Below are 20,055 nucleotides of genomic sequence, written 5' to 3'. Positions count from 1 at the left end.
TTGTATGTACAGTTTTTTCTGTACAAAGTAATTGCTTTCTTTAACTACCTGTTCTAAGCTATACTGAAGTATTCAAAATACCTAATGATTAATTGCTAGAAGGAGGCTCGTCCATGATGGATGCGCATGAAAAACTAGAGAAATCCCGCAAACGAATTACAGAGTCTATTGCTCAAAACATCCATCTCTATGGACTCCCGCCGTCAGCCGGAAGACAATTCGGCATGATGTTTTTTGAAAACCGTCCACTTACATTAGATGACATGTCGGCAGAACTAGGTATGAGTAAAACCAGCATGAGCACCTCGATCCGAACTCTTTCGGAGGCAAAACTCGTTGAACGGGTCTGGGAACGTGGCGTAAGGAAAGACTTATATGAAGCAAAAGATGATTGGTATCAGATATTCATAGATATGTTTACCGTGAAATGGAGACGAGCTGTTTCGCTCCACACTGCAGCAATCCGCAAATCTCTTAACGAGTTAAAGGATTTGAAACGCGATGAAGGTATTAGCACTGAGCTTTTAGCTGAAGTCGACAGCGATATAGAAAAGTTAGAATATATTCGCGAATACTACAACTGGCTCGACCGCCTCATCGATGCTTTCGAAGACCAAAAAATCTTCGATATCGTCCCTAGAAACGATGACATGAGCGAATAGAAAAACGACATCTCCCAAGCCGAGATGTCGTTTTTCTTTGGATAAAATCAAGCGAAGCGCTACCAATTAACCCCTTAAACTAGATTGAATTGTAATCTATTGCCGATTAATTCTCTCATGGCGCCGATTCTTCGCTTCATATTGCCGATAGCCACCGGCATATTGCCGATTCGCCATGTACCATGGGGTAGCCCAAACAAATCAAGCGCAGCGCTACCAATTAATCCCTTAAACTCGAGTGAATTGTATCCCGTTATCGAGAAACTTCGCGTAGTGTCGGAGTAATTTGATTGAGTGATGGAGAAAGCTAAGCTAGTGTCGGACAACCCACTTGTACTGTCTGGCAAACTCAGCGGTATGTCGAAGAAGTTATATACTACCTAGCAACGAGATAGCCCATCAAATTCAAGCGCAGCGCTACCAATTAACCCCTTAAACTCGAGTGAATTGTGTCCAGTTATCGAGAAACTTCGCGCAGTGTCGGAGAAACTAGGAAAAGTGATGGAGAAGTTCCTATGACTGTCCGACATCCTACATCGAATGTCGGAGAATCCCCACAAAGTGTCGGACAATCCAAACCGCGAACCCAACGCAAAAAACAAAAGAGCCAATCCGCGAATCATGCGGACCGGCTCCTTTAATATTCCCTTTACAACTTAAATTCCCGTACCAAGCCATTCAAATCTTCCGCCAGTTGAGCAAGTTGCGCCGAACTGCCCGCAACTTCCTCCATCGAACTGCTTGTCTGCTGTGAAGCAGCTGCCGTCTGTTGAACACCCGCTGAAGACTCCTCGGAAATGGCCGCGATTTCTTCCACCGACTCACTCATTTCTTCACTGCCCGCTGCAATTTCAGAGAGGTTCACCGAAACGACTCCAATATCCCTCGCCATTTCATTCACAGCACTGCTGATTTCCGCAAATGTTTTACGGGTCGTCAAAAGTTGGGCCGTCCCTTTTTCTACTTCTTCGTAACCAATTTCAAGTGAGCTTGCCACATTACCAGACTCGGTTTGGATTGTACCAACAATCCCGGTAATATCTGTCACCGAAACTGCGACTTGCTCCGCCAACTTCCGAACTTCCTCTGCGACCACTGCAAAGCCCTTTCCATGCTCACCCGCACGTGCTGCTTCAATTGCTGCATTCAGTGCAAGTAAATTAGTCTGATCCGCAATCGCTTTTATCACAACTACGAGTTTGGAAATTTCTTGCGTTTGGATATCTAAGCCTTTAATTTTCGAAACAGCTTCTAGAACGATTCCGTCAATCCGCTGCATTTGCGCCGCCGAGATCTCCATCAATTCAGTTCCGTTTTCAGTTTGTTCAATAACATTCTTCGTGGAGGACTGTATCGCTTCACCGCGCTCATTTGCCGCTTCCACTCTCTCAACAAATTGTTCCATTGCCATCGCTAAATCTGTTGCTGTATTCGCTTCACTTTCAATGCCTGAAGTCAGTTCCTGCATAGTGACTGCAATCTGCCTGGAAGCATCGTTCACTTCATTGGACGACTGCGTCAATTCCTCGCTATGCGCAGATACTGAAGAAGATACATCACTGATTTCATTCAGCATTTCCCGAGTGTTCGCGCTCATTTCATTCGTAGCATGTGCCAGTTGCCCCACTTCATCACGCGAATTCACAGCCAACGGTTCATGACTTAAGTCTCCCGATGAAATCAATTTCATCCGTTCCATCACAAGCTTAATCGGATTCGTAATGATTCGAGCTGTCACGAGCGCCGCAATTGCACTAATTACAATGACCAAAACCACAACAACCGTAATCCAAGTAAGCGTTCTTGTACCGCTTGCGATAATTTCTTTCCCCTGTGTTTGAGTGATTTTTTCTCGATTCTCCGCAATTTCATGGTACTTGGAAATGAGCTGTTTGCCTTCTATCGACAACGCATCCAAATTTAAAGCTGCAAGATCCTTGCGATTTTGGTCATATACATCAATGACTTCAGTAGTAATATTCTTTCGCCAAGAAATCATCTGATCGACTAATTCACCAAAATCAGCCGATGCTCCCAATTTCTCGGCTTCCCCTTGTAACTGGATTCCTTCTTCAGTCAACTCTACAAACTCCTGTTTATATTTCTCATCTCCAAATAGGACATAAGCACGAACAGCAGATATCCGGTCAGACATCGTATTTGCAAGTTTCAAATCGATTGCCAGCAATTTAGTGTCTTGATTTATAATCTCTTGCGTCCTTTGGTTAACTGCATTCACGGAAAACACCGTGTAAATACCGAGTGCCAAAACTAATAATACGACCGCTGCAAAAGCAGACAACAGCCGACTCTTGATACTCTTAAACCCTGCTCTTTTCTTCATAGTGGGCTCCCTCTAATCCGCTTTGAATTCTGAAACAATGTACTTCTATTACTCAAATAAATCTCTACTTATTAGTATATTCCTAATAAGGTCTAAAGTCATGCTATTTTTCATCATAGCTTCTATTATCGAAGAACTATTTATACTCTATTTTATCGGCTGGATTCCCTCATTTCTTAATCTAAACTTACAAATTCTATTAAAAAAAGTTAATCAACTCATTAGCTACCTAGCGTATGCTGCTAAACTATAATTTTTGCTTTCGATAAAGCAGAACTACGCGCGAAGCTGCCAATTAATCCCTTAAACCTTGCCGAATTGTCCTCTATTTCCGATTAATTCTCCCATAATGCCGATTCCTCGCTTCATATTGCCGATTCCCCTCGCCATCGTTCCGATTCCACCACTCAAACTGCCGATAACTCCCCCCATCTTGCCGATTCGTCCGATACAACGGGATAGCCCATCGAAATCAAGCGCAGCGCTACCAATTAATCCCTTAAGCTAGGTTGAATTGTAGTCTATTGCCGATTAATTCTCGTATAATGCCGATTCTTCTCTTCATATTGTCGATTGCCCTCGCCATAGTGCCGATTCCACTACTCAAACTGCCGATAACTTCCCCCATCTTACCGATTCGCCCGATACAACGGGATAGCCCATTGAAATCAAGCGCAGCGCTACCAATTAATCCCTTAAACTCGGTTGAATTGTAGTCTATTGCCGATTAATTCTCCCATAATGCCGATTCCTCGCTTCATATTGCCGATTCCCCTCGCCATCGTTCCGATTCCACCACTCAAACTGCCGATAACTCCCCCCATATTGCCGATTCGCTAAGAACCATGGGATAGCCCACCAAAATCAAGCGCAGCGCTGCCCATTTATCCCTCAAACCACAGCAAAAAAGCCCATCCACAACACCCATGGATGAACCTCTCCGATTTAACTCATAACTCAATTTCTCTTTCCTCAACCGTTCGCACCGATTGCGTCCGCAGCGATACGAATATGCCCGTGATAATGATCAAGCCGCCAACTAATTGCGGCATGCTGATGGCATTGCGCAAAATTAGATAACTGAAAATCATCGCGATGAACGGTTCCAAATTCAACAGCAGCGAAATGTTGGATGCTCCCGCTTCCCGAATCACACCATTCCACAAATACGTACACAGCCCGTGCATCACAATCGCTGTAACAATAAGCAAAATCCAATACTTCCACTGCACATTCAAAGCAGAAGGAAAACTCCGCCAAGACACAAAGGGCAGCAATCCTATCATGCCAATCAGATTTGTGTACCACGTAATAACACCTACACTCATCGTCTTTGACATGTGCTGAACTAACAATAGAAACACGGAAAACGACAACATCGTCCCCGCAATCAGCAACTCCCCCCGGCCGATCGATGGAACAAACCACGTACCTTGAGTAATGACGAGCCAAACACCGATCAGTCCAATCAATGCACCGCCCCAAAAGATCAGCCGTCTTTTTTCTTTAAAGTAATAAGCGGACAGCGCGACCGTCACAATAGGAGACAGCGCCAAAATGAGTGACGCCGTAACAGGGTCTGTATATTGTAAACTCGCGTAAAAGCTCCATTGGTTGAAGGAAACCCCGATTAATCCGCCCGCGATCAGCAAGAGCCATCCTTTTTTATCGAACTTACTTCCTCGGACCTGTTGTCTCGTTACTGTATATAGAAATAATAAAATGAACACCAATCGAATAATGGCAATGATACCTGGATTGAATTGTTTCACTAAAATCGACCCGAAAACAAAATTACTTCCCCAAGCAGTGACACAAAATATCCCGATCAGATATAACTTCAATGGACTGCGTTTCAACGCCTTCACCTACTATCTAAAAAAGGATGGCTGCCAACAGCCATCCTTTCCTTAAACTAATACCGGGGTGACAATTTCACCTTTTACCATAACCAATCGCTCCTGTGGTTTTCTCGCCACGACTTCTGCTGTAGAAGCTGCGTCAAAAAATACAAAGTCTGCTTTGTCGTTCACCGCTGGCCAAACCCGGTTACCCGCGTCATCCAATGGCGTTACACCGTTCGTCGCAAAACGTAACGAGTTGCGCAATGATTTTTCATCGATTTTACGTGACAGTTCCCCGAAGCGTGTCACTTTTTCCAACACATCTCCCGTTCCATACGGACTCCAAGAATCATAGAACCCGTCACATCCAAATTGAACACGTACACCCGCTGCATCCAATAACTCAATCGGCGGTAACGTTCTATTCAAATTGATAGGAACCGTGGACATGATTGCAATATCCTGAGCAGCAAGACGTTCTGCGATTTTCAACTGCTGTCCCACAGCGACATCACCTAAACAAAACGAATGACTTAACGCCGTCCGGCCGCGATACCCAGCATCTTCAACGATATCAATCCACTTATCCGCCGTATAATACCCGGCCATTCCTCCATCGTGCAAGTGAATGTCAACGTCTGCGTCAAACTCAGTCGCAATATCCATCACTTCATGCAAGGAACGTTCAATCGATTGATCAATTCCCGCAGGATCGAGGCCGCCCACAATTGTCGCTCCGCTTCGCATCGCTTCACGGACAAGCGCAGGAACTTCATCCCGAAGCAAACCGTGTTGCGGAAACGCTACGATTTCGTGGGTTACAATTCCTTCATACGCTTGGAGCGCAGCTTTCACACCTTCCAAGTTTTTCAATCCGATATACGGATCCACATTCACATGCGTCCGGATATGGGTCACGCCGTATCCGAGAAGTGTTTCGATCATCTTCTTCGCACGTGTTTCCGTTGAACCCGCCAATTCTTTAAGTTCCGCTGCTTCATGCTGCAAACGCTCTTTCAGATTTGCAACAGGTGTGACGGCTTTCCAGTCCAATGTCATATAGGTTTTGTCTAAATGATTATGCATTTCTTTCAAAGGAGGAACGGCAAGCTGTCCCTTCATATCGATCTGGCTGCCTGTCATCTCAACAAGATCCTTCGCGTCATGGATCTCCTCAATGAATCCATCCACAACTTTCAATGTATGCAATCCTGTCTCCGTTTCAATTGCTCCATTGTCTAACATCCGGTTTCCCGTCTCTAACTTCACATTCATGAGCCATATCGTTTCAGCCACGCAGACCGCCTCCTATCTGTACACCGTTCTGAACTTTTCCGTTGTCGGAAACCACGTTCCCCTGGAAAATGACTTTTGTAATAGGCTTTCGGCGCGCAACAGCTTGAGCGGAACAAACCGCATCGATCAGTAAGAAGTTTGCGTCATCTCCGATCTTTGGCCACACTGCATTTCCTTCATCATCCAGCGGCATAATTCCACCAGTCGCATATTGCCACGTTCGGTTCAATGAGAATTCATCCATGAATCGGAAGCGCTCTGCAAGAATGGATAACTTTTCAATCGTATCTCCCGTACCATATGGGGACCAATGATCCGTCAAGCTATCGTGGCCAAGGGAAACATTCACACCATTCTGCTGCAAGTATTGGACAGGGATTGTTGGTCGATTCGTTGGGATTGTTGACGTGACATCAATCTGCGCGTCTCGCAAAGTCGCTGTCATGCGCTCCAGTTCAGCGCCTTGTAAATCACCTAGAGCAATCGCATGGCTAATCGTTGTCTGTCCAATCTTACCTGCCTGTGTTGCAAGTTCAACTAGTTTAGTAAACTCAAATGCTCCTAGGGAATCTCCATCATGGATATGTATATCCAATCCTTTACCTGATTCCACCGCAATATCCATAGTTGTTTCAAGCGACCGTTCAATATCCCGATCGATTGTCGCAGGATCCACTCCTCCGACTAACGTTGCCCCTTTACGCATCGCTTCTCTCATTAATGCTTCAGAATTCGAACGCAATAATCCGTGCTGCGGGAATGCGACAACATCAAACGTTAACATACCTTCGAATTTCGCAAAGGCTTCCAATGTAATTTCAATATGCTTCGTCCCGATTTGGGGATCTACGTTACAATGCGATCGAATGTGTGTATGGCCTTGTGACAACAGCCATTCAATCATTTTCTCTGCACGTTGGAGCGCAACCGGCAATTGCTGCGGCAGCAGTTTTTCTTCCTCTTCTATACGCGTAATAATTCCATTGGTAATCGGAACACACGCTTTCCATGGGCCGCTAAAATAGGTTTTATCCACATGAATGTGCATTTCACGCATGGATGGCATAAGTAGATTGCCAGCTGCGTCAATCACTGTATCTGCTGAATCCCCCAACGATTCGCCGATTTTTTCCACCTTCCCGTCTTTCACTAAAACGTCACGGACTGCCGTATTTGTCGCAACTACTCGATCTTCTTCAACCTGAAATCCTGTTTCCAGTGTTACATTTTTCAACAACAAAGTTGTCAATTCCATCACTCCTTCAAAAGAGTAAAGTAAGGCCCGGGATGCGACCTTACTTCTCCAGTTTTATTTACTGACTGTTGTTTCGTTGATAATTAAATAATTCGATGGGTTCAAATAGAAATCCTTCACGTCGTTATTGTAAACTGCTAAATGCTCATAGTTTCGGATCGGAACGTAAACTGCATCGTCCATCTCTTGCTGCATTGCTTCTTTATAGATTTCTTCACGTTTACTAGGTTCCATTTCTACGCGGCCTTGCTCAATCAACTTATCAATTTCCGGATTCTGGTAGTAGAAATGGTTACCAGGTGATCCGATAGAGTCTGAATGGAACAAGTTATACTGGTTGTAATCCCCGTCACCCGTTGCATTACCCCAACCGCCGATGAACATCTGGTGATCACCGCTGTCCACTTCATCGATATATGCACCGTACTCCATTACTTGAATTTCCACTTTTACGCCAATTCCTTTAAGCTGTGACTGGATGACTTCTGCCATATTAATGCGCTCTTTCCGGTCACTTGTCAGTAGTTTCACAGTAACACCATCTTCTAGTCCTGCTTCTTTCATCAATTTCTTCGCTTCGTTAATGTCATATGGATATGCTTCGACATCTTTGCTGTAGCCGAAAACTTTTGGACTCATTGCTACGTTTGCAAGTGTACCCACGTCATTATAAACTCCGCTCAAAATCGCTTCACGCTCAATTGCATAACTGACTGCTTGTCTAACTTTCACATCATCGAAAGGTGCTGCTGTCGTATTGAATCCAACATACTCAACTGCCAATCCTTCTGTACGGAATAGGTTCAGAGTATCTGAACTTTCGATTCTATCGATCTCTGTTACTGGAACTTGGTCTGAGATTTGAGCTTCTCCTTGTTCAATCATTGCAAGTCTCGTTGCATCTTCAGGAACTACTTTAAAAATCACTTTATCCAGCTTTACTGGTGTACCCCAGTACTCTTCGTTTTTCACTAATGTAATATCTTGACCTGACTTCCACGATTCAAACACGAATGGTCCTGTACCCACTGGGTGCGTCGCAAGCTTTTCAGCCGACTCGTCCACTGCTTTCGGACTCATAATGCTTCCTTCATTACTTGCAAGGATGGATAGTAATGGTGCATAAGGTTCAGATAATTTCAATGTAACGTGAGTCGGATCCTCTACAACTACTTCTTTAATCATACCAAGTTTAGATTGCTGCGGAGAACCTGTTGCCGGATCCAGAATCCGATCTAACGTCTTCTTCACAGCTTCTGCGTCAAATTCAGATCCATCGTGGAATTTCACGTTTTCTTGCAAAGTGAATTTCCAAGTAAGATCATCCGGTTGTTCCCATTCAGTTGCAAGCATCGGCTTAATGTTCATATCTTTATCGAACTGGACAAGCGTCTCATAGACTTTTCCGTGAATTACGTTTGCTGAAGGAATGTCTGTGATGAAATGCGGATCCAAACCAGTTGCATCGGATAGCCGAACGACTGTCAATGTGCCGCCCTCTTCTGTCTTTCCGTCTTTCTCCCCTGCACTTGCCTTATCATCTGAATTCGAGCCGCTCGTTGAGCAAGCCTGCAAAACCAGGAGCAACACCCCTGTCAGTACTACTGTAAGCAACCTTTTCCAACTCTTCATTTCGCTCCCCCATTTCAAATCGATTTGTCGTTCTAATCCGATTATATAAAACAAATCAGCAAATCACTTTCACTATCTTGCACACCTTTTTAAATATTTCAACTACTTAGAGAATTACTATTTACAGGGGCTCCCAAGCGTTTTACATTTGAGGTATCTTCTACAGACAACGACAGGGAGGGAATGTCAAATGGCTTCAAAAGTAACTACGGCACAAACGATGGAGTTAGCGAAAGCACGGCAGAACACGCGCAAAGAAAGGTGGCATTCGTTTCGGAGTGTCATGACACAGAACAAAGCGGCATTGGCCGGTGCAATCATTATAGGAGCTTACCTGCTCATGATGCTCGTTGCTCCTATCATCGCCCCTTACGACCCATTCGAAATTTCACTGGAAGACAAATTGACGCCGCCTTCAATGGAACACTGGATGGGCACGGATGATAAAGGAAGAGACATCTTAAGCCGAATTCTTTACGGATCCCGATTGTCGATTGGTGTTGGTTTCGCTTCCGTATTATTCGGAGCATTCTTCGGAATCACGCTTGGACTGATTGCAGGCTACTACGGTAAATGGGTGGACACGATCATTAGCCGGATTTTGGATGTCATGCTCGCATTCCCAGGAATTTTGTTAGCTCTTGCGATTATTAGTGCACTGGGACCTGGACTCATTAACGTAACGATTGCGGTCGGAGTATTCTCGATTCCTCTATTCGCAAGGATCGTGCGGGGTTCCACGATGGAAGTGAAAAAGCTCGAATACATTGATGCCATCCGAACACTTGGTGCGAATGACTTCACGATCATATTCAAGCATATCTTCCCGAACGTTCTATCACCAATTATCGTACAAGGCTCCATGCGACTCGCAACTGCTATCCTTTCAGCAGCTGGACTTTCTTTCTTAGGTCTCGGTGCACAGCCGCCATCACCCGAATGGGGCGCCATGCTATCCAGCGGACGTGATTTTCTATTCAGCGCACCGTATATGGCGATTTTCCCTGGATTAATGATTTCCATCCTCGTTCTCGGGTTCAACTTATTCGGTGACGGCTTACGTGATGCACTTGACCCTAAACTAAAAAAATAAGGAGGTACACTTATGTTTCTATTCATCTTAAAACGTTTAGCACAAATTATCCCCGTCATATTAGGTGTGACGCTGGTTGTGTTCTTGATCATGCAAATGGTTCCTGGAGATCCCGCAGCAATATTAGCTGGAGAGGGCGCCTCTCAAGAAACCATTGAACAATACCGTGAAGACTTAGGACTCAATCGTCCTGTTGTTGAGCAATATCTTTCTTACGTTGGAAACGTGTTTCAAGGTGACCTCGGGAATTCATTGAAAAACAAACAGCCTGTTCTGGATGAAATCCTGCTTAGACTTCCAATTACGATGGAACTTGCCTTCTATAGTATTCTCATCACCATTGTCCTAGGATTGGCTGCCGGAATCATTTCAGCAGTAAAGCCTTACTCCGTTCGTGACGTCAGCGTCATGGTCATTGCACTACTCGGTATTTCACTGCCTAGCTTCTGGCTTGGATTATTGTTAATGTACCTCTTTTCCGTCAAACTGCAATGGCTTCCAGTCGCAGGATGGGATGGCCCTTTAAATATTATCTTACCTGCACTGACTCTCGGAGTCGGTGGTGCAGCAATCGTTGCACGAATGACCCGTTCGAGCATGTTGGACGTCATCGGACAAGATTACATTCGGACCGCACGTGCCAAGGGCTTGAAAGAACACTTCGTCATTTACAAACACGCACTGCGTAATGCATTGATTCCCGTTATTACAGTCGTGGGATTGCAGTTCGGCAGCTTGCTGGGCGGGACAGTTCTCGTCGAATCTGTCTTTGCCATTAATGGCCTCGGAAGAATGATCGTCGATGCCATCCGAACTCGTGACCTGCCAATGGTTCAAGGCGGCGTCCTTGTTGCTTCGCTCGTCTTCGTATTTGTGAACTTACTCGTCGATGTTATGTACCGTGCTGTGAATAAACGAATCGACTTAAACTAAAGGAGGGCTTTCAATGGACAAAGAAATCGTATTACAAGTCAAGAATTTAAAAACTCATTTCACCACTTCAAAAGGAACAGCAAAAGCAGTGGATGGTGTCGATTTCACACTCCATAAAGGTGAAACCCTTGGAATTGTCGGTGAGTCCGGCTGCGGAAAGTCGATTACCTCACTTTCCCTATTACGTCTGATTCCTACACCTCCAGGGAAAATCGTTGCAGGTGAAATTTTACTTAACAATAAAGACATCGTAAAAATGAAAGAAGAAGAGTTAAGGAAAGTCCGCGGTAACCAGCTGTCTATGATATTCCAAGAACCGATGACGAGTTTGAATCCAATCATTCCGGTAGGTGAACAAATTGCCGAAACAATCCGGTTGCATCAACGTCTGCCTAGAAAACAGGCTTGGCAGAAAGCAGTGGATCTATTAGAAATGGTCGGGCTTCCCTCCCCTGAGAAACGTGCAAAACAAGAGCCGTTCCAGTTGAGCGGCGGAATGCGCCAGCGGGTCATGATTGCGATGGCGCTAGCCTGTACGCCAGAAGTTTTAATTGCAGATGAACCGACGACAGCACTAGACGTTACGATCCAAGCTCAAATTTTGGAGCTGATGAAAGATTTGCAAAAACAAATAGGAATGAGCATTATCTTCATTACTCACGATCTAGGGGTCGTTTCTGAAGTATGTGATCAGGTAGCTGTCATGTATGCAGGGCAAGTTGTTGAACACCGAAACGCGAAGGATTTATTTAAGACACCTTTACATCCTTATACACAAGGTTTGCTCGCTTCTCTACCGAATATCCATGAAAACCAGCAAGAACTTCAAACGATTGAAGGTTCCGTACCGAGTCCTTATGACTATCCAATAGGATGCCGCTTCGCCGATCGCTGTCCACACGCACGGGACATTTGCCGCGCCGAAGCACCTGATTTAATTGAAACGGGTAATTCCGACACGAAAGTCCGCTGCTTCATGCATACAGAAAAATGGGAAACGAGCGTAAAAGAGGAGGAATTAGTATGTCCGTAACAACAAAACTGCCGATTTTAGAAGTGAACAATTTAAAGCAATACTTCTCTTTGAAAAAAGAAACGCTGCTCTCCCCTAAACAAACTGTAAAGGCAGTCGACGACATTTCTTTCAAACTATTTCCCGGCGAAACGCTGAGCATCGTTGGTGAGTCGGGATGTGGTAAGTCCACTACGGGCCGTTCTATATTGCGTTTAGACGAACCGACTGAAGGTGAAGTTCTATTTAACGGGGTTAACATGACATCTCTTAACAAGAAAGAACTTCGTAACATGCGAGGAGACATCCAAGTAATCTTCCAAGATCCATACGCGTCACTGAATCCGCGTCAAACAATCCGAAAAATGCTTCAAGAAGCAATGACGATTCAAAAAGTGATGCCGAAAGAACAAATGGAAGCACGCCTGCTTGAACTCATGTCACTCGTTGGTCTTCGTCCAGAGTATTTGGAACGCTACCCCCACGAATTTTCTGGCGGTCAGCGCCAAAGAATCGGCATTGCCCGGGCACTTTGCGTAAATCCTAAAGTCATCATTTGTGATGAAGCCGTTTCAGCACTCGATGTTTCCATTCAAGCTCAAATTATTAACTTACTAAAAGGCATGCAGCGGGATCTCGACTTAACGTTCCTGTTCATCTCTCACGACTTAAGCGTCGTGCGTCATATTTCTGATCGAGTCATCGTGATGTATTTAGGGACAATTGTTGAAATTGCAGATAAAGACTCACTTTTCGACTCCCCAAGCCATCCGTATACAAAAGCGTTGTTGTCTGCAATCCCGTCTATTGATGAGCAGCATAAAAAAGATCGCATCATTCTAAAAGGTGACGTTCCATCTCCTATCGACCCGCCAACTGGCTGTCGATTCCATACACGCTGTCCATTTGCTACAGATCACTGCAAAAAGGAAGTTCCAGCCTTAAGATCGTTGTCCGAAACTCATCAGGTAGCCTGCCATTACGCGGAAAGTTTACTCAACGGGCAAGTGGTCTGATAAGATAGACTTATCTAGTTACAGGTTGGAGGTTTTCAAAATGATGTCCATCGAAACCTTTTCCTTATATGTATTATTTTGTATACTAGCCCCACTCGTTGGGGCTTTTACTCTTGCCTTCACCATGATCTTCGAAAGCCGATTCGACTTCTTACAGAATGTTGCAAGCTCTTCAAAGTTAGAAAAAGAATTACAATATGCGCAGTACTACCAATTGAATCAGCGCATTAAACCTCACTTCTTCTTTAACACATTGAACACCATGCTGAGTCTCGCACGATTAGATCGCAAAACCGAGTTGATTTCAAGCTTGGAAGTAATGTCAAAATTCATGCGATACAATTATCAAACGAATGAAAAGCTTGTCCCAATCATGGACGAAGTTGCTTATACGAATAGTTACTTGGAAATCCAACAGTTACGCTTCGGAAACCGGGTCCTAGTTCATCAACAAATAGCAGAAGACACGAAAAACGCGTATATTTTACCTTTCGTTCTCCAAACGATGGTTGAAAATACATTTAAGCACGCGTTCGACAAATACCCAGGACCAGCTGTTCTCAAGATCATTATTTATCGTAAAGACAGCCTGCTCCATATGGAAGTGTGGAATACCCATCTTAAACAATCAATCAATGATCGCGATGATTTCTCTCGCGAAGATGGATTAGGGGTTGCTAATATCCGTGAACGGCTGCACCTTTTGTTTCCAGATGAACCCGCCACTTTCGATATGTCGTATATCGGCGAAGAAGCATGTGCCCGAATCATTATTCCTTATCGGGAAAGCTCTATACTCTAACAAAGGAGTGAGAAGAAAATGTATATTTTACTAGTGGATGACGAACCGCTCGAGCTGGAACAATTGGAGTATTTGATGAAACCTCATTTTCCCTATTGGACGTTCTTCAAAGCGAATGATGCTGCAACAGCTATAGCCATAGCGAAATCCAATAAAATTTCACTCGCTTTCTTAGACATACAAATGCCAGGCAAAGATGGCTTGACGCTTGGTATGGAGTTGAAAGAATTGTATGATTTGGACATCATCATGGTGACAGCCTACCAATCATTCGAATATGCACAACGGTCCATTCGAATCGGCGTGAACGACTATATCACTAAACCGGTAATTGAAAAAGAACTCATTCAAGTCCTTGAAAAGTATCATAAATGGAATGCGAAGTCAGATGCCATTCAGCAGGCGCTGCATATCATTCATGAAGAGTATGCTGAAAAGCTTCCCTTATCAGCTGTTGCTGCTAAAATCCACTTGAGTCCGACGTATTTAAGCAGAAAATTTCTTGAGGAAATGGAGATTGGATTTGCTGACTATTTAAATGGCTATCGATTGGAAATGGCAAAACGTATGCTGATCAATGAACCCGATGCCAGTATTTCAGCAGTAGCCGATCATACCGGTTTTAACAGCCAGCATTATTTCAGTTCATTATTTCGTAAAAACTTCGGCGTAACACCAAGCGCATATCGTCTGCAGACCACAGACTCTCCTGGGGGCTAACTAGCTATGAAAAACTATAATTACTACATCACGGGCGCAGTGACACTGGGAATATCCACCGCAATTATTTCCCTACTCGCACGCTGGATTACGGCAAACACCATCCTATCGTCTCCCGAGGCCCTCATTAAATACGGCTTAGTTGGGAGTATCGGCTATTCTTTCATGGGGGCAGCAGCTCTTCTTTTATTCGGGTTTATCTCTGTTCGAATCCGCACTAATTATCCTGGTTTGCTAACGTTAGGCGACTTATTTCAACTGAGACTTCGAAAAGACGGTTATTACTTATTGTCTTCCATTGTCCTGTTTCTCGGATTGGACTCTCTTTTCATGCAAGCTATCGGAGCATCTGTCCTTTTTGAGCTATTGCTCGGAATTCCCGTGTGGATCTCTCTTTTCATCTTTTTCCTTTATACATTTCTACTGGCGGGAATAGGCGGTATGAAGTGGATCCATCGGCTGGAAGGTCCCGCACTGCTCTTCATCTTCAGTGCGATTATCTTCATTCCAATGTTTTTCTTCATCCGCGAAGGGGCGAACGATATATACCAAGGGGTGAGGCTGCTGCATCCTTACCTGCTCTTTACAAATAATCAGGAGACCATCTATTTCGCCGCAACAGCGATGCTCATTGGTTTTGGCCAAATGATATCCGACCGCGCAACATGGCAGCGTCTTTATATAATGGACCTAGGAAAAGTGAGAGCCAGCTTTTACTTGACCGCGTTAGTGTGGAGCACGATTCCCTTGTCACTTGGCGGCATGCTTATGATTGTCATTTACGACCAGTCGTTCACTGAAACGTACTCTTTGCTATTTGAACTCGTCAATAAAATTGAACCACTGTTGCTATTATCCATCTTTTTCTTATTTTGTTTCAGCACAATTTCAAGCACGATGAACGCCGAACTGCATGCCACAACAGTCCACTATGTACGGCACATCCAGCACAAAATCCGTCCTTCGATGACCGACAAACAACTGTACAAAGCATCTTACAAGTTCTCAGGAATTCTATTATTCATACTTCTTGTTATTTCTTTGTTTTTTAACTTTAATGCTCTGGAATTCCTATTTTTCTTCGGCACGCTCTATGCAGCTCTCATTCCTGTCATGCTGTTCATCATACTTTCGAACAGAAGACTTTCCCGCTTGCTGCCATACGCTGCACCTATTGCAGCAATCAGTGTGTATTTCATACCTACCATCAACGGTCCCCTGTCTTCGGTTTGGTGCAGCTTTGCAATTTCACTCGTCGTATCGTTCGGTTCCATGCTATTTGCAGAAAAAGAACTATATTCATAAGAAGTACCTATCGCCGCAGACGGGTGAGAGGTACTTTTTTTGTGCGACAGCTGCGAAGCGCTACCAATTAATCCCTTAACCTTGCGTGAATTGTAGTCTATTGCCGATTAACTTCCCCATAGTGCTGATTGTTCGCTTGATAATGCCGATACCCCTCTGCATAGTTCCGATTCCACACACCATATTGCCGATAACCACCCCCATATTTCCTATTCCCCCAGCACAACGAGATAGCCCACCCAAATCAAGCGCAGCGCTGCCAATTAATCCCTTAACCTTGCGTGAATTGTAGTCTATTGCCGATTAATTCTACCAAAGTGCCGATTCCTCGCTTGAAAATGCCGATACCCCTCTGCATAGTTCCGATTCCACACACCATATTGCCGATAACCACCCCCATATTTCCTATTCCCCCAGCACAACGAGATAGCCCACCCAAATCAAGCGCAGCGCTACCAATTAATTCCTTAACCATGCCAAATCGTGTCCCGTCATCAAGAAACTTCCCATAGTGTCCGAGAAACTCATAGATGTGATGAAGAACCCACTCACAATGTCGGACAACCTCCCACTAGTGATCGACAACACTGTCCTAGTGATGGACAAGTCCATTCCGCCAACGCCACCTCCCAAACCAAACACAATCAAAAAACCCACTGCCAATAAAAACTGACAGCGGGTCGCTATTCTTCCTAAAACTTATAGATTGTTCCATACTTCTCCGTTAAATACTGCACCAAATACGCAGGATTTAACTCTTCCGACGAGACTTCTTTCAAAAGTTCCAATGGCTGTTTCGTCTTGCCGTGACGGTGGATATGCTCCGTAAACCACCCACGGATTGAGGCAAAATCATTTGTCTGCAAGCACTTCTCAAACGGAACTTCTTTTTTCATCGTATTGTGCAATTGAGCCGCATACAAATAACCCAACGTGTACGAAGGGAAGTAGCCGAAATCGCCGCTTGACCAATGGATGTCTTGAAGCACGCCATCCCGATCACTCCCAGGCATTACCCCTAAATACTTCTGCATCAGCTCATTCCAAATATGCGGCAGTTCTGCTGCTTTCACATCACCATTGAGCAATGCTTTTTCCAACTCATAGCGAAGCATGATATGCATGGAATATGTCAACGGGTCTGCTTCGATTCGTATCAGCGAAGCCTTCACCTCATGCAAAGCTAAATAGAAATCATCAAGCGAAACGGACTTAAAATGTTCTGGTGCAAATGAACGGAACCAGTCATAATTCGTTTCCCAAAATCCTCTATCCGCCGTCACAAACATTTCCCAATATAACGACTGCGACTCATGCATTCCCATCGAACTTGCAGCTGAAAGCGGCGTCCCCATCAGATGTCTTCCTATATTCTGCTCATACAGCGCGTGCCCGCCCTCATGCACAGAACTGAACACGCTGGTCCTGAAATCATTTTCATCGTACTTAGTCGAAAGCCGGACATCATTCGGATTAATCGCAAAACTGTAAGGATGTGCAGATGTGTCAAGGCGTCCATCCTCGAACCGATATCCAATCATCTTCAGCAGTTCCTCACTCAACACCTTTTGACTTTCAATTGGAAACGGAGTCTGCAATAGCGAGACATCCGCCTTCACAGGGCTCGCTTGGACTTGTTCTATCAAACTCGTCAACGATTTCCGAAGCTCGGGAAACACCTTATCCAACATTTCCACGGTAACCCCTGTTTCATTATTATCGAGTAACGCATTGTATCGATCGCCTTCATATCCCCAGAGTTCAGCAAACTCTTGATTGTATCCGATAATCTCCTTTAAATAAGGCTCAAATAAGGAAAAGTCATCTTTCTCCCGCGCTTCCTCCCATACGGATTCCGCCTTCGAGCAAAGAGTTACATAGTTTTGATACTCAGCATTGGGAACATTCCGGCTTTTATCATACACCCGCTCACATTCTTCTGCAGCCTTCCGAATCAGTTCATTCTCCGATGTCATTTTCATTTCATCGATGAATTCTTTCATTCGATCGGACGTTTCCGCCTGCTGCAGTTTTCCTGACAATATGCCGACCACTTCCGAACGCTGGTCCACCCCGCCGCGCGGAATCTGCGTGTGGGAATCCCATTGAAGTGTCGTCAGCGCTTCTTTATAGGCGTTTTGTTCTTTTAAAAATTCTAGAAACTTCTTTTCTTTACTAGTCAATTCAACCACTTCATTCACCTCAACTACATACAAATTATCTACGGTTACTCTTCGGATCAAACGCATCGCGCAATCCATCGCCAATGAAGTTAATGGACAGAACCGTCAAAAGAATTCCAAGCCCCGGCGGCAGCCATATTTCAGGCTGATCCCGAAGAACGCGCAGGTTTTGTGCTTCCGAAAGCATATTCCCCCAAGTTGGCGTTGGCTGCGGAATCCCCATACCAATGAAACTCATTCCCGATTCAATAATAATCATCGTCGCCATCATAAGTGTCGCATTCACGATAATCGGTCCAACTGCATTCGGCAAGAAGTGCTTACAAATAATACGCAAATCACTCGCACCGAGTGCTTTAGCTCCGGTAATGAATTCTTCTTCCCGCAGCGATAAGAATGCTCCACGAATCAGTCTCGTCAACGTTGGCCAGGTCGTGATTGCGATAATTGTCACGAAGACACCGATAGTTACATTATCCAATAACGCAATAATCGTTAACGCAAGCACAAGAAATGGAAGTGCTAATACCAAGTCAGCAGCACGCATAATCACGCTGTCCACTTTACCGCCATAATAGCCGCTAACGGCACCTGTAACAACGCCAATCACTAGTGTAAACAGCATCGCGCTGAATCCGACAATCAATGATATCCGGCCACCGTACAGCAATCGTGCCCAGTTGTCGCGTCCTGAACTGTCTGTGCCGAGTAAATGCCCATTGCCTGGAGCACTATCCACCATAAGTAAGTCCCCTCTTTCAGGGTCGAACTTCGTGAGTAACGGAGCAAACACTGTTGCTAAAATTATAAGAATCAAGCAAATAACACCGATGACGGCGAGCTTATTCTTCATGAATCTTCGCAAAGAGAGCTGGAATGGACTCTTCGGTTTCGCTTTACTCCGAGCCGCCCCCATGGACGGTTGTTCATTCATAGAGTTTTGCATTCTTTGTCACCTCATTCATAGCGAATCCTCGGATCCACTGCACTATATAGCATATCCGCGAGTAAGTTCCCAAATAGAATCGTCACACCAAGCAGTAAGTTTATAGCCATGACGACTGGATAATCCCGGTTCGTAATGGATGTGATGAATAACGTACCAAGTCCCGGATAGTTAAATACTTGCTCTGTGATAACCGCACCACTCAATAACGCACCAAATTCAAATCCAAGCAACGTAATAATCGGGATGATGGCATTCCGTAACGTATGCTTATATAAAATGGACGTTTCACTCATTCCTTTAGCTTTGGCAGTTTTGATATAGTCACTGCCGAGAACGTCCAATACTTCCGACCGCATGTACCGCATATAGGTAGCCGTTCCAGCTAACCCAAGCGTCAATCCTGGTAAAATCATATGATGCAAGCGGTCCATAACCAGTCCAAATCCTGTTGCGTCAACACTCGACACCGTCCCTTGTGCCGGGAACCATCCGAAACTGATCGCAAATACAAAAATAGCAATCAATCCGAAGAAGAAGTTTGGAACCGCAAGACCTATAAAGCCAAATGCGGTTGCACTATAATCGAGCATCGAATACGGATATTTCGCCGAATATAACCCGATTGGAATTGCCACAATCAGTGTAATGGCGAGTGCAAACGTGCCTAAATAAACGGTATTCATTAATCGTTCGCCGATCAGATCGGTCACGGATCGACCATTGTACGTAATCGATTCACCGAGATCCCCTTTAGCGACCGTACTAACCCAATGAAGGTATTGTACAGGAACAGGGTCGTTCAACCCCAGTTCTTCCTTCCGTTGTTCGTATACTTCTGGGTCAATACTTGGATCTAAGATCTTTCCTGTGAATGGGTCTCCCGGGGCTGCTTTTGCTAAGCCAAATATGATAACTGTTAGCAAAAAGAGCATAGGTATAAAAACAAGAATCCTTCTTATTAAATACTGAAACATAGTTGCCCCCCTTAAATTCGCACTTATAACGATTC

At 44.6% G+C, this 20,055-nt stretch carries 22 protein-coding genes; 8 read left to right on the top strand and 14 right to left on the bottom strand.

The genetic code is table 11. From position 1 onward, the window contains the following. The first annotated feature begins 113 nt into the window (after positions 1 to 113). Positions 114 to 662 (top strand): GbsR/MarR family transcriptional regulator, encoded by a 549-nt coding sequence (locus QT716_RS01655; protein WP_317933979.1) that lies wholly within the window; start codon positions 114 to 116, stop codon positions 660 to 662. 74 nt (positions 663 to 736) lie between these two features. On the opposite strand, the gene QT716_RS01650 is transcribed toward QT716_RS01655, so the two are convergent. The 9 genes from QT716_RS01650 to QT716_RS01610 all read right to left on the bottom strand — a co-directional run bounded on the left by QT716_RS01650 (position 737) and on the right by QT716_RS01610 (position 9,033). After that, positions 737 to 862, bottom strand: a complete 126-nt coding sequence (locus tag QT716_RS01650; RefSeq protein ID WP_317933977.1) for a hypothetical protein — start codon at positions 860 to 862, stop codon at positions 737 to 739. Positions 863 to 1,311: 449 nt separating this feature from the next. Beyond that, positions 1,312 to 3,006, bottom strand: a complete 1,695-nt coding sequence (locus tag QT716_RS01645) for a methyl-accepting chemotaxis protein (protein WP_317933976.1) — start codon at positions 3,004 to 3,006, stop codon at positions 1,312 to 1,314. Positions 3,007 to 3,309: 303 nt separating this feature from the next. Beyond that, the gene (locus tag QT716_RS01640) at positions 3,310 to 3,438 is read right to left on the bottom strand and encodes a hypothetical protein (RefSeq protein WP_317933974.1); all 129 of its coding nucleotides are present in this window, start codon (positions 3,436 to 3,438) and stop codon (positions 3,310 to 3,312) included. Positions 3,439 to 3,505: 67 nt separating this feature from the next. Continuing rightward, positions 3,506 to 3,634, bottom strand: coding sequence for a hypothetical protein (locus QT716_RS01635; RefSeq protein ID WP_317933972.1), 129 nt, complete (start codon positions 3,632 to 3,634; stop codon positions 3,506 to 3,508). Positions 3,635 to 3,701: 67 nt separating this feature from the next. Next, on the bottom strand, positions 3,702 to 3,830 hold the full coding sequence (locus QT716_RS01630; RefSeq protein ID WP_317933970.1) for a hypothetical protein: 129 nt from the start codon (positions 3,828 to 3,830) through the stop codon (positions 3,702 to 3,704). Positions 3,831 to 3,956: 126 nt separating this feature from the next. Next, entirely contained in the window at positions 3,957 to 4,850 is an 894-nt protein-coding gene (locus QT716_RS01625; RefSeq protein WP_317933969.1) for a DMT family transporter, read from the bottom strand. 66 nt (positions 4,851 to 4,916) lie between these two features. Next, complete coding sequence (locus QT716_RS01620; protein ID WP_317933967.1) at positions 4,917 to 6,146, bottom strand: amidohydrolase; 1,230 nt, start codon at positions 6,144 to 6,146, stop codon at positions 4,917 to 4,919. Continuing rightward, positions 6,139 to 7,395, bottom strand: a complete 1,257-nt coding sequence (locus QT716_RS01615; protein WP_317933966.1) for an amidohydrolase — start codon at positions 7,393 to 7,395, stop codon at positions 6,139 to 6,141. The genes QT716_RS01620 and QT716_RS01615 overlap by 8 nt, the downstream gene beginning before the upstream one ends. 60 nt (positions 7,396 to 7,455) lie before the next feature. Continuing rightward, positions 7,456 to 9,033, bottom strand: coding sequence for a glutathione ABC transporter substrate-binding protein (locus tag QT716_RS01610; protein WP_317933965.1), 1,578 nt, complete (start codon positions 9,031 to 9,033; stop codon positions 7,456 to 7,458). Between the two features lie 190 nt (positions 9,034 to 9,223). On the opposite strand from QT716_RS01610, the gene nikC reads away from it, so the two are divergent. Genes nikC through QT716_RS01575 form a run of 7 tightly spaced genes read left to right on the top strand, consistent with a single transcriptional unit; the run spans position 9,224 to position 15,914 of the window. Then, positions 9,224 to 10,126: a nickel transporter permease gene (nikC, locus tag QT716_RS01605; RefSeq protein ID WP_317933964.1), complete on the top strand. Its 903-nt coding sequence runs from the start codon at positions 9,224 to 9,226 to the stop codon at positions 10,124 to 10,126. 12 nt (positions 10,127 to 10,138) lie between these two features. After that, positions 10,139 to 11,059 (top strand): nickel ABC transporter permease, encoded by a 921-nt coding sequence (gene nikB, locus QT716_RS01600; RefSeq protein ID WP_317933962.1) that lies wholly within the window; start codon positions 10,139 to 10,141, stop codon positions 11,057 to 11,059. Between the two features lie 13 nt (positions 11,060 to 11,072). Beyond that, positions 11,073 to 12,092, top strand: a complete 1,020-nt coding sequence (locus tag QT716_RS01595; RefSeq protein WP_317933961.1) for an ABC transporter ATP-binding protein — start codon at positions 11,073 to 11,075, stop codon at positions 12,090 to 12,092. Then, positions 12,083 to 13,087 carry an ABC transporter ATP-binding protein gene (locus QT716_RS01590; RefSeq protein ID WP_317933960.1) on the top strand — a complete coding sequence of 335 codons (1,005 nt, stop codon included), beginning with the start codon at positions 12,083 to 12,085 and terminating at the stop codon, positions 13,085 to 13,087. The genes QT716_RS01595 and QT716_RS01590 overlap by 10 nt, the downstream gene beginning before the upstream one ends. A gap of 40 nt (positions 13,088 to 13,127) precedes the next feature. Further along, entirely contained in the window at positions 13,128 to 13,889 is a 762-nt protein-coding gene (locus tag QT716_RS01585; protein WP_317933959.1) for a sensor histidine kinase, read from the top strand. Positions 13,890 to 13,907: 18 nt separating this feature from the next. Beyond that, on the top strand, positions 13,908 to 14,609 hold the full coding sequence (locus QT716_RS01580; RefSeq protein ID WP_317933958.1) for a response regulator transcription factor: 702 nt from the start codon (positions 13,908 to 13,910) through the stop codon (positions 14,607 to 14,609). Between the two features lie 6 nt (positions 14,610 to 14,615). Continuing rightward, on the top strand, positions 14,616 to 15,914 hold the full coding sequence (locus tag QT716_RS01575; protein WP_317933957.1) for a sodium:solute symporter family transporter: 1,299 nt from the start codon (positions 14,616 to 14,618) through the stop codon (positions 15,912 to 15,914). A gap of 75 nt (positions 15,915 to 15,989) precedes the next feature. Here QT716_RS01575 and QT716_RS01570 read toward each other — a convergent pair whose 3' ends face one another. From QT716_RS01570 to QT716_RS01550, 5 genes are all read right to left on the bottom strand, one after another. Next, positions 15,990 to 16,118: a hypothetical protein gene (locus QT716_RS01570; protein ID WP_317933955.1), complete on the bottom strand. Its 129-nt coding sequence runs from the start codon at positions 16,116 to 16,118 to the stop codon at positions 15,990 to 15,992. Positions 16,119 to 16,185: 67 nt separating this feature from the next. Further along, on the bottom strand, positions 16,186 to 16,314 hold the full coding sequence (locus tag QT716_RS01565; protein WP_317933953.1) for a hypothetical protein: 129 nt from the start codon (positions 16,312 to 16,314) through the stop codon (positions 16,186 to 16,188). Between the two features lie 292 nt (positions 16,315 to 16,606). Then, positions 16,607 to 18,115, bottom strand: a complete 1,509-nt coding sequence (locus QT716_RS01560) for a carboxypeptidase M32 (RefSeq protein WP_317933952.1) — start codon at positions 18,113 to 18,115, stop codon at positions 16,607 to 16,609. 16 nt (positions 18,116 to 18,131) lie between these two features. Then, entirely contained in the window at positions 18,132 to 19,043 is a 912-nt protein-coding gene (gene opp4C, locus QT716_RS01555) for an oligopeptide ABC transporter permease (protein WP_317933951.1), read from the bottom strand. An 11-nt stretch (positions 19,044 to 19,054) separates the two neighbouring features. Further along, a complete protein-coding gene (locus QT716_RS01550; RefSeq protein WP_317933949.1) occupies positions 19,055 to 20,020 on the bottom strand; it encodes an ABC transporter permease in 966 nt (321 codons plus the stop codon). Positions 20,021 to 20,055 lie beyond the last annotated feature (35 nt).

Origin of the sequence: Sporosarcina aquimarina (assembly GCF_033253705.1) — a bacterium.
Taxonomy (GTDB): domain Bacteria; phylum Bacillota; class Bacilli; order Bacillales_A; family Planococcaceae; genus Sporosarcina; species Sporosarcina aquimarina.
Note: the sequence above shows the minus strand (reverse complement) of the source record. Positions and strands in the feature narration are given on the sequence as shown.